The sequence below is a fragment of the Herbaspirillum sp. CAH-3 genome (assembly GCF_009668275.1).
Classification (GTDB): domain Bacteria; phylum Pseudomonadota; class Gammaproteobacteria; order Burkholderiales; family Burkholderiaceae_D; genus Herbaspirillum; species Herbaspirillum aquaticum.
The window spans coordinates 19,298-37,822 of sequence record NZ_VSWE01000005.1 but is presented as its reverse complement, the minus strand read 5'-3'; the positions used below and the strand labels follow the sequence as shown (position 1 = coordinate 37,822).

5 protein-coding genes are annotated in these 18,525 nt (G+C 66.2%); all 5 read right to left on the bottom strand.

Annotation, left to right across the window (positions count from 1 at the left end):
* Positions 1–10: 10 nt before the first annotated feature.
* The 5 genes from FYB76_RS07665 to FYB76_RS26775 are packed head-to-tail and all read right to left on the bottom strand — an operon-like array spanning position 11 to position 17,695.
* Entirely contained in the window at positions 11–775 is a 765-nt protein-coding gene (locus FYB76_RS07665) for a thioesterase II family protein (protein WP_195724595.1), read from the bottom strand.
* Positions 772–2,475: a thioesterase domain-containing protein gene (locus tag FYB76_RS07660; protein ID WP_154133242.1), complete on the bottom strand. Its 1,704-nt coding sequence runs from the start codon at positions 2,473–2,475 to the stop codon at positions 772–774. The genes FYB76_RS07665 and FYB76_RS07660 overlap by 4 nt, the downstream gene beginning before the upstream one ends.
* The gene (locus FYB76_RS07655; protein WP_154133241.1) at positions 2,462–3,604 is read right to left on the bottom strand and encodes a Gfo/Idh/MocA family oxidoreductase; all 1,143 of its coding nucleotides are present in this window, start codon (positions 3,602–3,604) and stop codon (positions 2,462–2,464) included. Before FYB76_RS07655 ends, FYB76_RS07660 begins: the two co-directional genes overlap by 14 nt.
* A complete protein-coding gene (locus FYB76_RS07650; RefSeq protein WP_154133240.1) occupies positions 3,601–10,545 on the bottom strand; it encodes a beta-ketoacyl synthase N-terminal-like domain-containing protein in 6,945 nt (2,314 codons plus the stop codon). Before FYB76_RS07650 ends, FYB76_RS07655 begins: the two co-directional genes overlap by 4 nt.
* Before the next feature lie 10 nt (positions 10,546–10,555).
* Positions 10,556–17,695, bottom strand: a complete 7,140-nt coding sequence (locus FYB76_RS26775) for a non-ribosomal peptide synthetase (RefSeq protein ID WP_229296927.1) — start codon at positions 17,693–17,695, stop codon at positions 10,556–10,558.
* Positions 17,696–18,525 lie beyond the last annotated feature (830 nt).

Here is an 18,525-nt window from a genome sequence, read left to right as displayed (position 1 = left end):
CATCAAATAATCAAACCTTCTCCCTGCTCTGCACCAACCGGCGTGCAATCTCCTGCCATAGCACCTGCTGGGCTTGTTCATCGGGGAAATGTGCGCCGCCAATGACCTGCTGGCTGAAGTCCGCTGCTGTATGCATTTGCCACAGCGCCATTTGTGCCGCGCTCACTTCGGGATCACGCTCTCCGACGAAGCTATGCAGCGGGCATTGCAGCGCCGGTCTGGGCTGGTATTGATAGCACTCGGTGATGGCAAAGTCGGCGCGGATGACGGGAAGAAAAAGCGCTTGCAGTTCCGGGTGCGCCAGCAGTGTGGTGCCATTGCCACCCAGTGCCAGCAATTGCTCGACCAGCTCGGCATCGCCCATCTGATGACGCCAGGGCAGCGGTGTCGGCAGTTGCGGCGGTCGCCTGCCCGAGACGAACAAGGCCTGCGGTGGCCGCCCCTGCGCTTGAAGGGCGCTGGCCAGTTCAAAGCCCAGCAGCGCACCCAGGCTGTGTCCATAGATGGCATAGCGTTCGGGAAGTAGCCCGAGCAAAGCGTGGCTCATGTCCTCGATCAGCGTGAGATGGCTGGTATGCAGGGATTGGCTGCGGCGCGTTCCGTGTCCGGGCAATTCGAGGGGGGCGATGTGGATGCCGTAGCCGGCAAAATAGGCTTGCCAGCTGCGGAAACTGGCCGCATTGCTGCCGGCGTGGTGCAGGCAGAACAAGGTCATGCCACTGCGATGCGTATCGTTGAAGGGCAGGTAGGGGCTGGTTGGTGTGGAAGAGATCATGCGTGTGTTATTTCCTCTTTCCAGGGGCTGGACAGCAGTTGATCGATGCACGCCAGCAGTTGTGGGCGCTGCTGGCGCAGGAAGAAGTGGCCGCCCGCCACGGCATGCGCTGAAAACCGACCACGGGTGTGGTTGCGCCATTGCAACGCCTGCTCGGGCGTGACCAGATGATCGTCCTCGGCATAGAAGAGCGTGATGGGCGCATCGATACTGCAGTCACTGGCGCAACAATAGTGTTCGGCCAGTTGGCTGTCGCTGCGCAGAGCCGGCATGACGGTCTGCATCATGTCGGCATGCTGCAGGATATCGGCGGGTGTTCCGCCGAGTTGGGCCACGGCGTGGGCGAACTGGGCCGGCGGCAGGTGCGAAAGCGCTTGTCGTACCGGCACGCTGGGAGCGGGACAGGCCAGCACGATGAGATGCTGCGGCGGTGTTCCCTGGGCGCTGAAGTGACGCGCCAGTTCGAACGCGATTTTGCCGCCCAGGCTACAGCCCAGCAGCGCCCAGGGCTGCTGCACATAGGGCTGTAATACCGCGGCCAGTTGCTGCACCAGCTTGTCCATGTCCACATGGGCGGCTTCCGCCAGCCGGTTCTCGTGCCCGGGCAACTGGAGCGGATGCAGGCTCCAGTGCGCGCTGGCCGACGTCCAGTCCCGATAGACGGACGCGCCGCCGCCTGCATAAGGTAGCGCGAACAGATTGCAATGACCGGGTCTGGCTTGCGTGGCCGGATGACTGAGCGGCAGCCAGCCGCCACCCCGCTCGGCGGGCGGGGCTGGCCGTGGGGTCGGTGGCCGTGTTTGTCGTGTTTGTCGCGGTTGTTGCACTTGTTCCAGCCGCTGGCCGCGCTGGCGCAGCGCTTCCTGCAGTGCAGGGCCAATCGGCTGCGCTCGCCTGGTGCTCTTGCGCCAGTGCTGGATGATGTAGTCGGCGCGGCCCTCTTCCAGAGCGGCAAAGAGCGGCGAGTCGGGGTTGGCCAGATACTGTTGCAGTTCAGCGTGCAAGGAGGGATTGTCCAGCTCCGCCAGGACCTGCTGCAATCGCCGCCACAAATGGGGCGAGGCGCGTCGGCGCGAAGCCAGCACCTCTTGCCTGACCGAGCGGTGCTGCTGCAGCTCCAGGCCGCACAGGGACAGGGCCTCTTGCAGCAGCGGCAGGCTGTTCTGGTCGATGACGTCGCTGAAACAGAAATAACCCTGCGGGGCCAGGATGCGCTGCACCTGTTCGAAAAACGCCGGCAGGTCGCTGTAGGCGCCCGAGGATTCCATGTTCAGCACTACATCCACACTATTGTCGGGATGCGGCAGGCGGCAGGCGTCCCCCAGCTGGAAGCGCAGGCGCCGTCCCTGGTGTTGCTGGCGGCAGTAAGCGATATTGCTGGGGCTGATGTCGATGCCTATCAGTTGCGTGGGCGCATAGAAACGCTGCAGCAGGGCCAGCGCTCCACCCCGGCCACAGCCGATGTCCATGATCCGTTTGCCATCCAGGGGCGTCTTGCCGATGATTTCCAGCACCAGGCGGGCCTGGCTGTGATTGGGCTCGTGATCCGCGATGCGATGGCAGGCCTGGTCCCTGTCCGGGCCGTCGCTGTGATAGCCCCAGTTCAGATAGTGGGCATGGTGGGCCAGCCCGGCGTGTTCCAGCAGGGTGGCCAGACCCTGGTAGGCCAGCCGGTTGCGGCGATGGTTAGCGTCCAGCATGGGCATGCTCTCTGGCGTAGAAAACGGGATCAGGGAAGGGCGGGCAGGGCGGAGCCAGCTCGGTCATGACGGGCTGGCCGACGGCGCGCATGATGTCCAGCCAGGTCTGGCCATGCTGGACCCAGTGCGGACTATCCGGGCTGGGTTCCTGCATGAGTTCGTCCAGCGCCCTGAAGATGGCATGGGGAATGTCCTCTTCGACCGCCTCATTGAGGCTGGGCGCCTGCGCTGGCCCGAAGGTGATGGCGGTGGGCTGGCGGTTGTAGCGGCTGCTGCGCAGCGCTTCGCCGTTGAGTAGGTATGAGGCGTCGGCGCCATCCTCCTGATAGTTGGGCGCGTAGATCGGGTGGCTCCAGACTACGGGGCCATAGCTGTTGGCCAGCAGGATATTGCCCTGCGGTCCACCGCAGCTGATCCGGTGCATCACCAGACTGTGGTGGTCCAGGTCGCGGTGGTCCAGATAGGTTTGCAGATGCAGGCTCAAGGGAATCCCCGCCAGCACACCCTGCAGCGAGCGAAACGGCCAGGGGTGCGCTGGCCGGGGCAGCGTCTCCAGGCTCAAGGGCGCGCTTACAGCAAAGGGCGCCAAGCCGCCCAGGGCGCGTCCCAGAATATCCAGGCTGGAGTACAGCAGTTGCAGGCTGGTCGTCATCTCGATGAACCACAGCGGCTGTTGCGTCAGGCCCTGGCGTACGTACTGTATGAAGCGCTGGCCGGCGGGCAGATGGGGATACAGCGTATTGATCTGGTAGCGCACGCCATACTCTCGTGCCGTGCTCAAGAGGCGCTGGGTATCGGTGGGGTGCAGCGGATGCTCTTGCAGCACATGGATGCCACGTTGCAGCAATGCGCTGGCCAGCCGTGTGCCATCGCCGCCGACGATGCTGGTCCTCACCGCCACGCAGGCGATATCGATATCTGCGGGCAACTGATCCACCTGCCGGTACAGGGGAATGCCCAGTTGCCGCGCCAGCGCGACCGAGCGCGCACTCCCTCTGGCCAGGACGCCGTACAACTGGTAGCCCGGTCTTTGCTGCGCCAGCGCCGCCAGGTAGTGTTCGCCGAAACGGGTGCCGCAGACGATGACCTTGCGCGGCGGCCTGGTTGCCAGGTTCTTGTCGGCGTTCATGGGTGCCCTTTCTTGCGCAGCGAAGACAGCCGGGGAAGGTCAGCGGCAAAGGCGGCCATGTCGGCAAGATCGGCCTCGGCCTGGATCAGCGCCGTGGGCGGGCGTTGCCAGTTGTCGGCTGACCGGGCCAGCGCATGCAGGATCGCTTCCAGGCGCAGGATGACAGTCTCGCCGACTTCTTCCGGGAATATCCTGGTGTCGAGGTCGATGTTGTAGAGCAGGGCGCTTTCCTCTTCCAGCACCTGCAGGTGCAGCCAGGTATCGGCTTGGCTGGCGGTTTCGTAGCTGGGCATGCCCAGCAGCGGATCGGACACTTCCGGGATGCTGTAGGCCTGGCGCACGCCCAGCAGGCTGGTCATGGCCACCGGCGGCAGCGCCCCCAGATGGGTGCTGCCCAGGGTGCTGTGCTGATGGTCCTGCAAGACTGCTGCGGGGTCGGGGATGAACAGCTGCAAGCGTTGCTGCAGAGCCTGCTGGCACTGTTGCATGAGGGCCGTGACATGGCTGGCCGTCAGGTCGCAGGGCAGCACGGCGCAGGTGCTGGCATCGAGCATCACGTTCATGATGTGGGCATGCAGCGGCAGGCGATCGGGATAGTCCAGCCGCAGCGAAAAGGCGGACTGTTGCGTCCACGGTTGCAGCGCCATGGCCAAGGCCGCCAGCAGCACTACGGTGCCGCTCACGCCGGCTTGTTCCCCTTGTTGCTTTAGCTGCAGCCAGTCCGGGCGCGCCAGGGTGCGGCGCCACGTCAGCAGCGCAGCACCTGCGCGCTGGCTGGCATGGACCGGCAGTTCGGGCGGCGTGGGATAGCCGGCCACGATGTTGCGGTACTGCTGCAGATGCGACTGCGCCAGGGGGGTCTGGCTCAGTGCTGTTTCGGCATGCAGATAGTCCAGTCCGTCAAAGGCCAGGCTGGGCAGGCCATAGTCGGGATCGTTGATGAGCAGGTGCAGCTCACGCAGCATGATGCGGAAGCTTTCGATATCCACCAGCAGGGTGTGGACCAGCAGATGCAGGCACAGCCGTTCCCCCGGAAGGTGGCTGGCGTGCCACTGGAACAGCGGCCATTCCCCCGGTGCGAAACGATAGCTGCTCAGTCGTTGCCGCAACTGCTGGCGCGCTACCGCCAGGGAGTCGCCCTGCTGCGCCGTCAGATGATGGTGCGTGATGCGCTGGTGTACCTCGGCGACCGGACGCAACTGGCCATCGCTGGCGATGCCGCAGCGCAGGATGGGGTGCCGTTGCAGCAGCCTGTTCCAGGCTTGCTCGAAGCGGGCCAGGGGGAAGGACTCGGTCTTGTCGTATTCGACATAGAGCTGTGGCGGCCGGTCTGCATGTGCCTGTTGCCAGCGCAGCGCGCGCAACCCTTGCAGGCGTGGTGGTGCGGCGCTGGCGGGACGGGCGGTATCGCCATTGTCCAGCAGCCATCCGGGGCGTTGCCGCTCCAGCGCTTGCAGCGCCTGGCGCAGCAGCGGGGTTTCCTGCGCTGGGGCCGGGGTGGCATGGGCTTGCTTCTGGCGTAGTAGTTCGGTGAGGGCCTGCAGATGGCTGGCCTTGAAGATATCTTCGGCCGAGAGATGCACGCCGGTATCGCGCCGGATACTCTCGTTGAGTTCCAGCAGTAGCAGGGAATCCAGCCCCAACTGGATCAGCGGCGTGAGCGGATCGATCTCGTCCGGTGCGCACTTGAGCAGTTGCGCCAGTTGCTGGCGCAGATAAGGGCCGGTCGGATCTTCTTCGCGCGTTGGTGTGAGCGCTTGCAAGCTCACTTGCGTTGGCCCGTGGGCTTGCGTGCGTTGCTGCGGGATCAGCCCGGCCAGGGCATCAACGAAGCCTTGCAGCGTTTGCGAAGCGAAGGCAGTGCTGGCCGAGATATCGATGCCGTAGCGCTTGTTGAGCCGCTCGCACAATTCCAGCAATAGCAGCGAATCCAGGCCGGACTGGATCAGCTGGCTATGGCCATGCAGGCTGTTGGCATCGCACTTGAGCAGGTCGGCCATGTCTCGCCTGACTTGCTCGAACAGACCAGAGCCGGAGACCCCCCGCACATCAGAGACATCAGGCAGACTGGCTTGCACTGTCGGGAGCGCAGCTGCATGGTTGATTCCCACGCCCTCTGCCGGCAAGGTGGAGGCCAGACGGCAGGCCACATACACGGCCTGTTCACCTGCGACCGCCTGTGCCAGCAGGGCGAGCGCTTCGCTGTTGTTCATGCCCAGCATCCCGCGCTGCGCCAGGGTGCTGGCCAGTGCCTGGCGCCGGTCCTGGGCGATGTCGCGCCAGAAGCCCCAGGCCAGCGCCACGGTATCGCAACCGGCCTGGCTACGTTGCTGCGCCAAGCTTTCCAGCAGTGCGTTGGCGCCAGCGTGGGAGGCCTGGCCCGCTGGCGCGAAGGCCGTGGCCGCCGATGAGAAGTAGACCGTCAATTGCGGCGACAGCTGGGCTTCGAACTCGTGCAGCAACAGGGCCGGCAGGTACTTGGTGTTCACCGACGCCTGCCAGCTCGTCGCTTCATAGCGCGCCAGCGGTGCATCGTTGACGACCCCGGCAAGATGGAAGATCGCACCGATGGCCGGGCCCTCGGCCAGCCGTTGCAGCGCGGCGCGGAACTGTGCGGGATCGGTGGCGTCGGCCTGTGCATCGACCTGGATCAGCGCGCCGTCCAGGCTCAGCATCTGCAGCCTTGCCTGCTCGGCGGCAGTGGCGCGTCGGCGTGCCAGCAAGACGATATCGCGCACGCCCTGCTGCTGCAGCCAGTGCGCCAGCGTCAGTCCCATCTCCCCCAGTCCGCCCACGATAACGCATCGGCCCTGGGGTAGGCTGGCGAGCGAGTGCGCGCCTGCCGCCGCCAGCTGGCGCTGCCAGAGTTGTTGGCCGCGCTGGGCGATCACTGTCTGTACGTTGCCGTTGGCCGCTGCCAGCCAGGGCAGCATGGCCGTAGTCGGCGGCTGCGATGGGTCCAGTTCCAGATGCAGCGCGTCCAGCGCAGGATATTCATGGCGGGCCACCCCCAGCACGCAGGACAAGGCCTGGCCGGTGCGATGGTGGACGATGTCGTCCGGCCAGACGGCCAGGCTCTGTTCGGTCAGCAGGACCAGCCGCATGGGTTGCGGCCATGCCGCTATTGCCTGGACCAGCACGGCCAGTGCGCCCAGTTGCTGCTGGCTGGCCTGGACTTGTTCTTCAGGCGCGTCGCCAGCCCTGTCATGCGCGCGATAGCACAGCGTGTCGGGCTGATGCTGGGTCAGCAAAGCGTTCAGTGCAGCGGTCGTCCAGGAAGCAGGCTGTTCTGGCTGGATCAGCGTGATCCCTGCTGCCTGCAACAGGCGCATCCACGCCGCTGGGCAAGGCTGGGCATCCAGCCACAGGAGCTTGCGCGGCAGCGCGCCGTCGCCCTGCGCATTCTGGGGACAGGGCTGCCATTCCCAATGATACAGAGTCGCCGATGGTTCACCGGAACGCCGCCATGGCTGCGGGAGAGCGGCGACCGGTCGATGTCCCTGCCAGACCATGAGGGCTTGCCCCTGCGCATTGCGCAGCGACAGGCTCTGGTCGGGATGGCGGAACCACTGGCTGCTGCCGGTCTGCCGTTGAGGCCAATACAGGCGGGCGATCTGATGATGATAGGGCGATGGTTCTTGCTGCGGCAGGCTCGACAGCAGGCTGTCGTAGGCGTTGCCTGCGTCGGCCAGCTTGCCGCCGGGCAGGCTGCCTGCGGGCAACTGGCAGGGCAGGGCGCGCAGTTGGCGCAGGCGTGCAGATAACAGCAGGGCGCGTTGTTGCTGTGGTAGCTGTACCGACAGTTGCAAGTGATCCTGCCACTGTTGCAGGCTTGCCGTCAGCGGCAGCGGTGCGTCGCTGAGGTCGAGATGCCAGCACAGTTGTTCCAGGCAGAGACGCGGGGTGGTCTGGCCTGCATCGAGCCCATCCAGCAGTTGCGCCACGATGGCGCCCGGCGCCAGGTCCGTGAGAGTGATCGGCTGCCCCGGCAGATCCGCCGGGGCAACGCGCGCCTGGGCATGGCGCGCCAGCAGGATGTGCTCCCCCAGCCTGCTGGCTGCAGCATCCGCAGCGGGGAAGGCAGCGAAGTCCTCGAAGCCGGCGTCCTGCAGCGAGGCCTGCCAGACCTCGCGGGAGGCGAACAGCTCGCCCGCGCGTCGGTCCTGCGGATCCAGCGGTGGGACCAGTGGACCGAATACGAAGTCAAACAGGGGTTTGGGCTGGGTGATCTCGCGCATCATGATGATCCCCCCGGGGGCCAGCAGGCCCGCCAGGTTGCGCAGCATGTGACTCAGATGCGGGGCATTGTGCAGCACGTTGGCGGCGACGATGACATCGTATTGCGCCAGCGGCAGCGCCTGAGTGGCGGCTGGCTGGTTCATGTCGAACGGTACGTAGGACATGAAGGGATAGGCCGCAAACTTCCTGGCCGCACGCTGCAGGAAGAGCGGCCCGATGTCGGTGAAGCTGTAGTGCTGGCAGCGCCCGGCCGGCAAGGCGGCGAGGATATCGCGCGTGGTGCCGCCGGTGCCACCGCCGATTTCCAGGATGCGCAGCGGCCCGGGGCTCTGGGCGGCATGGCGGGCCAGCAGGCCGGCAGCCAGCTGGTTGAGGTAACGTGAATAGGGCTGGTCCTGGTACATGTGTTCCACATCCTCCGTGGAGGCCGCCGGGAATACCACGCTGACCGGGTCCACCTTCAGGCTTAGCATGTCGGCCAGTCGCGGCCCGCTGCGCTCCACCAGTTGCGCCAGATGGTCATAACCGAGCTGGCGCATGGTGGCCAGCCATTCGGCGCTGCGATCTGCCTGCGGCAGGCGCAGGCGGCGGTAGTGCGGCTGGCCGTCCTGGCGCTGGCAACTGAGCTGGCCTGCGCTGGCGAGGTCGCGTAGCAGCCGCGCCAGCAGATCGAGGTAGCGGTCCGGCAGGCCGCTGTCCTGCAGGCATTGACGGGCGCTCTTCCATTGCTCCTCGGGCACCACCTTCAGACTGGCCAGGGCCGTGCTCACGTAGTGCGCGTGCAGGGCGGTGACGCCTTGTTCTTCCAATGCCAGCTGGCTCATATCCAGTCCTGCCGCCAGTTCGGCGCCGAGCTGCTGGCCTCTCTGGCACAGCTGTTCCCAAGGGGAGGACAGTCTTTCTTCCGCAGCGGCGGGCGGCGCACTGTACCAGCAGCGTTCACCCTCGAAGGGGGCGGTGGGCAGCAATTGCCGCTGCCGTGGCGTGCTGCGCAACAGGACATGCGCTTGCCAGTCGGGATGCGGCTGGCTGAGGATGTCGGCCAGAGTGGCGGCGTCGCGGCCGTCAGCACCCATGACCCAGCATTGCGGATGCAGGCTCGCCGGGGCTTGTTCGAGGAAACGGTACAGTTCGTTGATCAGCGCCTCCCTGTCCGCGCCGGTCACGGCCAGACGCCAGCCATACAGCTGCCGATGATGACGGCTGGTGGCGCAGTAATCGGCCAGGTCCAGCGCGGGCGCATCTTCCAGCCTCTGGAGATGGCGCTGCGCCAGCAGGCTCAGTGCGCGCTGGCTGCGGGCACTGAGCAACAGCACATGCGTGTGCGGCTGTATCGCATCGTCGGGGCGGGCTGCAGTGATCGGCGGGGCCTCTTCCAGCACCACATGGCAGTTGGTGCCGCCGATGGCGAACGAGCTCACGCCTGCGCGACGGGGTGTCCGGCTGTCCGGCCAGGGCAATAGCACGGGTGGCACATAGAAGGGGCTGTCTTGCCAGTCGATGGCCGGGTTGGGTGTCTCCACGCCCAGGCTGGGCGGGATGTGGGCGTGATGGACCGCCAGCGCCGCCTTGAGCAGGCTGGCAATGCCGGCCGCCGTGTCCAGATGGCCGAGATTGGATTTGACCGAACCGAGGGCGCAATACTGGGCGGCCGAGGTGTGGGGACGCCATGCCTGGGTCAGTGCCCGGACTTCAATGGGATCGCCCAGCGGGGTGCCGGTGCCATGGGCCTCGACCAAGCCGATGTCGGCCGGCGAGACGGCGGCCAGCGACAAGGCTTCGGTAATGACGGCCTGTTGGCCTTCCACCGAGGGGGCGGTAAAGCCGGCCTTGCGTTGGCCATCATTGTTGATGGCCGAGCCGCGGATGACGGCGAGGATGGGATCTCCGTCGGCCAGGGCTCGCTGCAGCGGTTTGAGCAAGACCACGCCAGCGCCGTTGCCGATGGTTACCCCATCGGCCTGGGCATCGAACGGGCGACATTGGCCCTGGGCCGAAAAGATCATGCCGTCCCGGTGCAGATAGCCGCTTTCCTGCGGAAAGCTCAGCCCGACACCGCCGGCCAGGGCCATGTCGCATTCGCCGCTGACCAGTTGTTCGCACGCCATGTGCACCGCCACCAGCGAACTGGAACAGGCCGTCTGCACCGTCAGGCTGGGGCCGGTGAGGTTGAGCTTGTAGGACACGCGCGTGGCCAGGTAATCCTTGTCGTTGCCGATGAGGCGCTGGAAGGTCAGCGGAGAGGAGACCTCCTGGACCTGCTCGAAGCGCCCGGCCGGATAGGTACTCATCTTGCAGGCGCCGATTACTGCGATGCGATTGTTGCGGCCCAGCGCCTCGGGCGGATACCCCGCCATTTCCAGGGCTTCCCAGGCGCACATGAGGAAGAGCCGCTGCTGCGGGTCGATGGTTTCGGCTTCCTGGCGCGAGTAGCCAAAGAATCCCCAGTCGAAATGGTCGGCCTGGGGGATCACGGCGGCCACCGGCACGTGGGCCGGATGCTGCGCCATGCCCGTCGCCACACCCGCTGCGGCCAGCGCGGCGGCGTCGAGGCGACGCACCATGTTTTCGCCGTCGGCCAGCTTGCGCCAGAAGGAAAAGAGATCATCGGCATCGGCCATGCGGCAGCCGGCCCCGACGATGGCAATCGGGAAGGTGTCGCCGTAGTGTTCGTTCATGAAGGAGGAGGAAGTAGTGGACATGATCAGGCCCTTATTCGGAGAGTGCGCGGCGTTTCTGGGCGCGGTCATTGTTGCGCCGGCGTTCAAGGCGGGAAGCGCTGTCCGGGGCGGCGGCAGGATCAGCGGGCTGCTGCTGGCCAGCCAGGCGTCCCAGATGGGTCGCCAGGCTGGCCAGGGTGGTGTGGCTGAAGACATCGACCACCGGCAGGGCCAGGTCAAAGCGATGCTGCAGGCGTTGATGCAGGCGGATCAACTCTAGCGAGCTGGCGCCCAGTTCGAAGAAGTTGGTCTGCAACAAGGCGTCGCGCCGCTGCAGCAGATGGGCAGGCAATTCCACCAGCTCCCCCAGCAGGCTGGTCAACTGATCGGCGATGGCCTCGGGCAGATGCGCCTGGGGTGCGGCATCGTTGGCCGCAGGCGCGCTGGCGGTGCTCTCCAGCAGGCGCGCATGCCGCTCCGGCAGCAACAACGTGGCCGGTGTGGCCCAGGCGCTGTCATGGTCGGCCAGGGTGTGCAAGAGCAGTTCGTAGGCATGGAACATCTCATCGAGCAAGCCCTCCGGGAAGAGGCCATCGACGCTGTCCCAGCTCAACTCCAGCCTGCCGTGGCGCTCCACCAGTTGCTGGTCCAGCCAGACCTGGGGCGTCTGGCTGACGCTATAGACGAAGTCCCCCAGCCAGCTGTCGTGATCATCGCCCCCCTGGGCCACGCCCAGCCCGCTGGTGAAGACCACGGGCGCGGCCACCATGTTCAACTGGCCGCGCTGGCGCGCCGCTTCGCGCAGCACCCTCACCGCCGACACATCCTGGTGTTCCAGGTCTTGCCACATCTGGCCTTGCACGGCCGTGGCGCGTTGCTGGAAGCTGGCCGGCGTGCGGGCGTCGAAGGCAAACAGGACCAGCGAGGTGAAGTCGCCCACCATGCCATCGATGTCGGCATGGACGGCGGGACGATTGAACAAGGTCAGGCTCAGCGTGAAGTCGGCACGCGCCGACCAGTGGGCAATGAGCTCGGCATAGGCCGTCAGCAGCAGGGCATTGATGGTCAGGCCGCGCTGGGTGGCAAAGCCTTGCAGACGTTGCCAGCGATCCGCTGACAGCCGCATCTGGCGCCGCGTGAAATGCGGCAGCGCATCGCTGGTCCTGGCCTGCATCGGCAGGACAGGCGGCGGCGGCAGCTGTTGCAGGCGTGTGAGCCAGTAATGCAGCGATTGCTGGTTGACCGGCTGGGCCTCGCGGAACAGGACATAGTCGCGGAAGCTGGCGCTGAGCAGCGGCCATGACTGTTCCGGGTGACGCAGCCGGGCCGACCACTCCGCCAGGATCAGGCGCATGGAGCGGCCATCGCAGATCAGGTTATCCAGGCTGATGCAGATGCGGATGCGCTGCGCGTCCAGGCTGGCGGCGTGAATGGCGAAGAGCGGCCAGCGCGTGGTGTCGTGGACCGCATGCGACAACTGCTGGCGGGTCTGTTCTTGCCAATGCAGGTGTGCCGCGTCGTCGGCCTGGCGCAGATCGTGGTAGGTGATGACGTAGGGAGGCACCTCGGGCAGGCACTGTTGCAGCCCATCGTCGCTGATGACGGCGCGCAGCATGCCGTGGCGCCTGACCACGGCCTGCCAGCTCGATTGCAACTGCTCGATAGAGAAGCCCTCCACCTCGATCTCTGCATAGATATGGGTCGAGATGCCGCCCAGTTCGAAACCTGCCTTGCGGCCGATCCAGTAAGCCTGTTGCACATCGGTCAGCGGGAAGGGCTCGGCCCAGTGGACAGGGTCGGGCTGCAAGCCAGCACTGTGCGTCTCTGCCATAGCAGGTGCGGCCAGGACGCGGCGCTCGAAAGCGCCAAAGCCCGAGGCCTCGAACAGATCGGTCAGCGCCACATTGGCGTGGAGGGTATGACGGATACGCTCGATGAGACGCACCGCAATCAGGCTGTCGCCACCCAGGGCGAAGAAGTCACTGTCGGGCGTGAGTGTGCTCACGCCCAGCGCTTGTTGCCAGAGCTGGGCCAATGGAGTGTCGGCCACGGCGGAGGTGGCCGATGCCAGTGCCGCACGCATGGCCGGCCTGGGCAGGCGCTTGCGGTCCACCTTGCCGGTGGCGCTCAGGGGTAGCTCGTCCAGCGCCATCAGCGCCCCGGGCACCATGTAGGCTGGCAGAAGCTGCTGCAGCGCCTGTTGCAGGGGCGCACTTTGGAAGCGGTAGACGTGTTCGCGCTGCTGCGCCAGCAGCAATGCCAGTCCTCCCAGGGGAGCCGGCTGGATGCCGCTCCAGCCGGCCCGTTCCCAGCCAGCCTCGTTGAAAGCGCTGACCCACTGGTCGGCGCTGAGCAAGGCGTCGCCGCTGTGCTGGCGCTGGTCGGCGAACTGGGTATAGCCCTGCTCCAAGAGGGCCACGGTGGCCAGCTGGAAGTGGCTGTTGCGGGTGGTCTCCACGGCCAGCAGGCAAGCGCCAGGCGCCAGCCGTTGGCGCAGGGCGCGCAGCAGAGCGGCAATGTCGCGCTCCCGGTGCAGGGCATTGAAGGCCACGACCAGGTCCATGTCGTGTTCGGCCTGCGGGCCATGCTGCGGCGCTTGCGTGAGCTCGAAAGTGAACTGATGTTCTGGATGAGGATGCGCGGACAGCCGCTGGCGCGCCTGTTCCAGCAGTGTGCGCGACGGATCGCTGAGGTGGTAATGCAGCGGGCAGCCGGCTAGCTGCAGCAACAATTGCTGCGCGGCCAGGCCACTGCGCCCCCCCACTTCAAGGATACGCAGCGGTTGCGCACTGGCACGGGCAAGCTGCCTGATCGCTTCGGCCATGGCGCTGGTGGCGCTGGTGGCCAACGGGTTGAGCTGGGTCAGTTGTTCGGGCGAGAGGGTCTCGTCGCTGCTGTAGAACAACTCCATGGCGTCGCGCTGCTGGCGCAGGATGGCCAGCCGCAATGCGGCGCTGTGTTGCAGCCTATCCAGCACCGTGGCGGGGAGTTGCTGCACGCTGGCCAGCGCGCGCAGTTCAGCCCAGTCCGGCAGGGGGGCAGACTGCGCCGCCAGCAGCGTGCGCCAGCGTTGCAGCAGGCTGAAAAAGACCGGTGCTGCGCCGGTCTGCTGCATGAGCTGGTCGGCGCTGCAGCCAGCGGGATCGGTGATGCCTGCCTGCGCCAGGGTGTCATGCATCATCCGCAGCCCCAGTTGATCCATCAGCTGCCAGAAGTCCTGCAGACGCTCAGCCTGCGCCGGCTGGCCGGCAAACACTTGCTGGCTGTGCGAGAGGATGTCCTGCCAGAGCCGCTCCGGCTCTGTGAAGGGGCTCTCCAGCGCCTGCAGGATGGGCGAAGGACCGCCCTGTGGCACCACCCAGGCTGCCAGTCTCAATTGCGGTGGCGTGCCGATGGTATCGACCACTGCTTCGCGCACGCCCGGGCAGCGCAGCAGCGCTGCCTCGATGTCGCCAAGCTCGATGCGGTTGCCCGCGATCTTGACCTGGAAGTCGCGGCGGCCCAGGAATTCCAGGTTGCCATCGCCCCAGTAGCGGGCCAGGTCGCCGGTGCGGTAGAGGCGTTGGCCATCGGGCATGTGGATGAAGCTGTTGGCCGTCTTCTGTGCATCGTTCTCATAGCCCACCGCCAGGCCGATGCCGGCGATGTAGAGATCGCCCGTCACATAGTCGGGGCAAGGCTGGCCGTGGGCGTCCAGGACGTGATAGGCCTGGTTGCTCAAGGGTTTGCCATAGGGAATGGAGCGCCAGTGCGCGGCCACTTCCTGCACCGCAAACCAGTTCGACCAGATCGAGGCTTCGGTGGCGCCGCCCATGGCGATAAGCTGGCTCGCAGGTGCGGCCTGGCGCAGGCGCGGCGGCAGGCCCAGCGAGATCCAGTCGCCGCTCAGCAGGACATGGCGCAGTCCGGGCAGGGACTGGCCGCTCTGTTCGGCACTGTCCAGCAGCAATTCCAGCAACGCCGGTACGCTGTTCCAGACGGTGACGTCATGCTCCAGCATCAGCCTGAGCCAGTGGCCCGGATCACGTACCTTGTCGTGATCCGGCAGTACCAGTGTGCCGCCTGCGGCCAGCGTACCGAAGATGTCATAGACCGACAGGTCGAAGTAGAGTGAAGACAGCCCCAGTACCTTGTCCCCGGCAGTGATGCCAAAGCGCCGGTTGATATCCAGCACCGTATTGGCCGCACCCATGTGGTCGATCAATACGCCTTTGGGCGTGCCGGTGGAGCCTGAGGTGTAGATCACATAGGCGGCATCGTGCAGATTGCGCGGCGCCTCCGGCGTGTGGGCCGGATAGCTGGCCAGCTGGTCTTCATCGGCTTCCAGCAGGATCGTTTTCTGGCCATCGAGCAGGGATTGCACGTGAGCGCGCTCGGCGCTGCGGCTGAGCACGACCCGGATGGCGCTGCCGGCCAGGATGCTGTGCAGCCGGCTGGCCGGGGTGCTGCTATCGACCGGCACATAGGCCGCTCCGCATTGCTGGATGGCCAGACAGGCCGCCACCTGCTGGCTGCATTTCTGCATGAGCACGGCGACCCGGTCGCCCGGTCGCACGCCGGCCGCCAGCAGTGCCTGGGACAGGCGCTGCGCCCATTGCGCAAGCTGGCCATAGCGCCATTGACCCTCGCGGCTGACCAGGGCGAGCTGCTCTGGCTGTTGCTGCGCACGCGAGAAGAACAACTGGTCCAGGCAGGCTTGCGGCAAGGGCGCCGGGGTGTCATTGACCGCTTGCCGTACCTGTTGCTGGCGCAACGGCAGCATGGCCGGAAGCGCCTTCTCCCAGTGCGCCGGATCGGCGGCCAGGTAGTGCAGCAGCGTACAGTAGGCATCGAACATGGCATCGACCACGCCGGGCAGGAACAGGTCATCGATCACATCCCAGTTGAACACCAGCGCGCCTTCTTGTTCACAGGCCTGATGGTCCAGCCAGACCTGCGGAGTCTGGCTGATGCCGTACACGACCTCGCCCAGTGGACTGTGGCGGGCCGCACCCTTGGTGGGATCGCTCATGCCCAGCTGGCTGGTGAAGACCACCGGCATCGACAGCGCCTCGGCCCGCTCGCGGCCCCGGTTCCATTCGCGCAGCACGTCCACGGCGCTGAAGGCCCGGTGCTGCAGATAAGCCAGGATGCTGCCATTGACCGCGGCGGCCCGCTGGGCAAAGCCGCTGCGCGAGGACAGGTCCAGCGGCAGCAGGGTGACGGCAGTGAAGTCACCCAGCAGATGCGGCACATCCTCGTGCCAGGGCAGGCGGTCAAAAGTGGTCAGGTTCAGCGTAAAGCGCTTCTCACTGCTCCAGGCTGCGAGCACTTCGGCAAAGGCCGTGATGAGCAAGGCCGCCGGGGTGCAGTTCACGCTTGCAGCCTGCTCGCGCAGCCGGCTCCACTGGTGAGCGTCGAGCCGGTGCTGACGTCGGCTAAAGCGTGGCTGGTGCTGCTGCAGGGCTTCGTGGCGCAGCGGCAACTGCGGCGCGGCCGGCAAGCTCGGCAATTGTTCCAGCCAGAACTGGCGCGCCTGTTCGCGTGCAGCCTGGCGGGCCGTGCTGTGCTGGTACTTGGCCTGGATATAGTCGCGGAAGCTGATGCTAAAGGGGCGCAGTCCCGCTGCTTGCGCATCGCCATCGGCCTGGTACAGGGCCGCCAGTTCTTCCCACAGGATCTGGCCGCTGGTGGCGTCGTTGATAAGCATGTCGATGCCGATGAAGAGGCGGCTGCGGCCTTCCGGGCAGTGCATCACGCGCACATCGAACAGCGGCCATTGCTGGCTGTCCATCACCTGGTGCGACATGGCCTGGCGCCACTGTGTCTGCAATGCGTCGGTTTGCGCCTGGCTTTGCTGGCGGCAGTCTGCCACCTGGATCGCATAATGCGGCGTCTGCGGCAGGATCCGTTGCAGACCGTCGCTACCGATGACAATGCGCAAGGCGCCATGACGGGCAATGAGCACGTTCCAGCAACGCTCCAGCCGTGCGCTGTCCAGGCCGTGGCCGGCGTCGGCTTCGAGATAGGCATGACAGGCCACGCCGCCCAGGGCGTAATGGCTTTGCCGGCCGACCCAGTAGGCGTGCTGCAGTTCGGTCAGCACGAAGGGTTGGTCGGCCTGTGCGGGATCAGCATGGATAGGTTCAGCAGCCGCCATGGACGCGCTGGCACACGCCTGGACCTGCTGCTGTGCCTGTTGCAACAGGTAGTCGGTGAGCGAGGCCGCCGTAGTGTGTTCGAACAGGGCCTTGAGCTCGCAGCGGATGCCCAGCGTCAGCTCGCACTGGCGCGCCAGCTCCATGATCAGGATGGAGTCCATGCCCAGGCGCAGCAGAGAAGCGTCCGGGGTGAGTTCGGCCGGGCTCATGCGCAGGATGCGCGAAAGTTCGGCGGTGACGAAGCCGGGGATGGCGGCGGCCAGTGCGGCCCGGTCAGCGGTATCGAGCGCTTGCGCCAGTGCCCCTGGCTGGCGCTGGCCAAGCAAGTCCTGGCAGCGGCTGAACAAGGCCAGGGGCTGATACAGCGTCATGAGGGCGATCAGTCTGGACCAGTCGGCCTGCACCGCCACTGCGCAGCCATCGGCCAGCAGGCTGGGGCAGGACAGCAGTTGCCCCAGCCGCTGCAGGTAATGTTCGGGGCTCAGGCGCCGGATGCCTGCGGCCCGCAACAACTGCAGCAGGGATTCATCCACGTCGGACATGCCGCCACCGCCCCAGGGCCCCCAAGCAATGGCCATGCCCGGCAGCCCTTGCTGGCGGCGCAGGCGGATCAGGGCGTCTTCGAAGGCATTGGCCGCGCCATAGGGAATCTGCAGGCGCGAACCCCAGATGCCGGAGATGGAGCTAAAACAGATCAGGCTGGCCTGTGGCCGTTGCAGGCTCAGGCGGTGCAGGTTCCACGCGCCCTCGACCTTGGCGCTGCTGACGCGCTCGTAGTCTTCTGCGGTCAGTAGCGCCAGTTCGCGGAAGACGCTGGTGCCGGCGCAGTGGAAGAGGGCAGACAGGGTATGGCCGCTTTCTTCTTCGCATGCAGCAATCCTGTGCCAGGCCTGCTGCATGGAGGCTGCCTCAGCGATATCGGCCTGCACCTGATCAATCCGGATACCCTGTTGCTGCAGCAGGGCCAGCCGCCGCGCCTGCACCCCGCTGGCCGGCTGACGCGCCAGCAGCACCAGATGGCGCGCACCATGTCGCGCCAGCCAGTCCACCATATGCCGCCCGAGCGCACCGTTGGCGCCAGCCACCAGATACAGTCCGGCCGGATCGGCGCGGAAAGTGGCGTCGGCTGGCGTCGCCATCTCTGGCAGCGGCGCCAGTCTTGGCGTCCACCATTGGCCTTGTCGCCAGGCCAGGGCATTTTCCTGCGGCAGCCACGCTTGCCATTGCGCGGCCTGGGCCGCGATCCAGTCCAGGTCTGCCGCATGCTCGCTGTCGATCATCAGCCAGCGTACCGCCGGATACTCCAGCGCCAGCGCCCGCGCACTTCCCCACAGGGCGGCCTGGCCGGGATGAACTTGGTTTCCGGCCACGGCCTGTCCCCGTTCGGTCAGCAACACAATGGCGGGCGTGCGCGCATGGCGTTGCAGGGTCTGCAGGCAGCGCACCAGATGCCAGATATCGTCGTGGGCAAACGGCGCGGCTTCATCGCTGGCCCGCGCCAGGAAGACCAGCATGTCGTCATTGCCGGGAAGCTGCGTCTGCTGGTCCGGATCGAACCAGCGCCATGCCAGCGCCGATGCGCCCCCGTGCTGGTGCGCACTGGCCAGCCACAGGCCCGGCGCCGGATCGCTTGTTCCGGGCTGCGGTGGGTTCCAGGCTTCCCAGCTGATCTGGTAGAGCGGGACCGCCGCCGCCTGCGCCGGCAGAGGCCGGGGGGGCAGCGCCAGCGGTGCATGGCGGGGAGCATCTTCGTCGTATTCGAGCCAGTAGGAATGGCGGTCGAAGGGATAGGACGGCAGCGTGTGGGCGGCCACGGTGGGGCCGGGGTGGCTATGCTCCCAGAGGAAGTCCTGACCCAGCCGGTACAGGGCGGCACAACTGT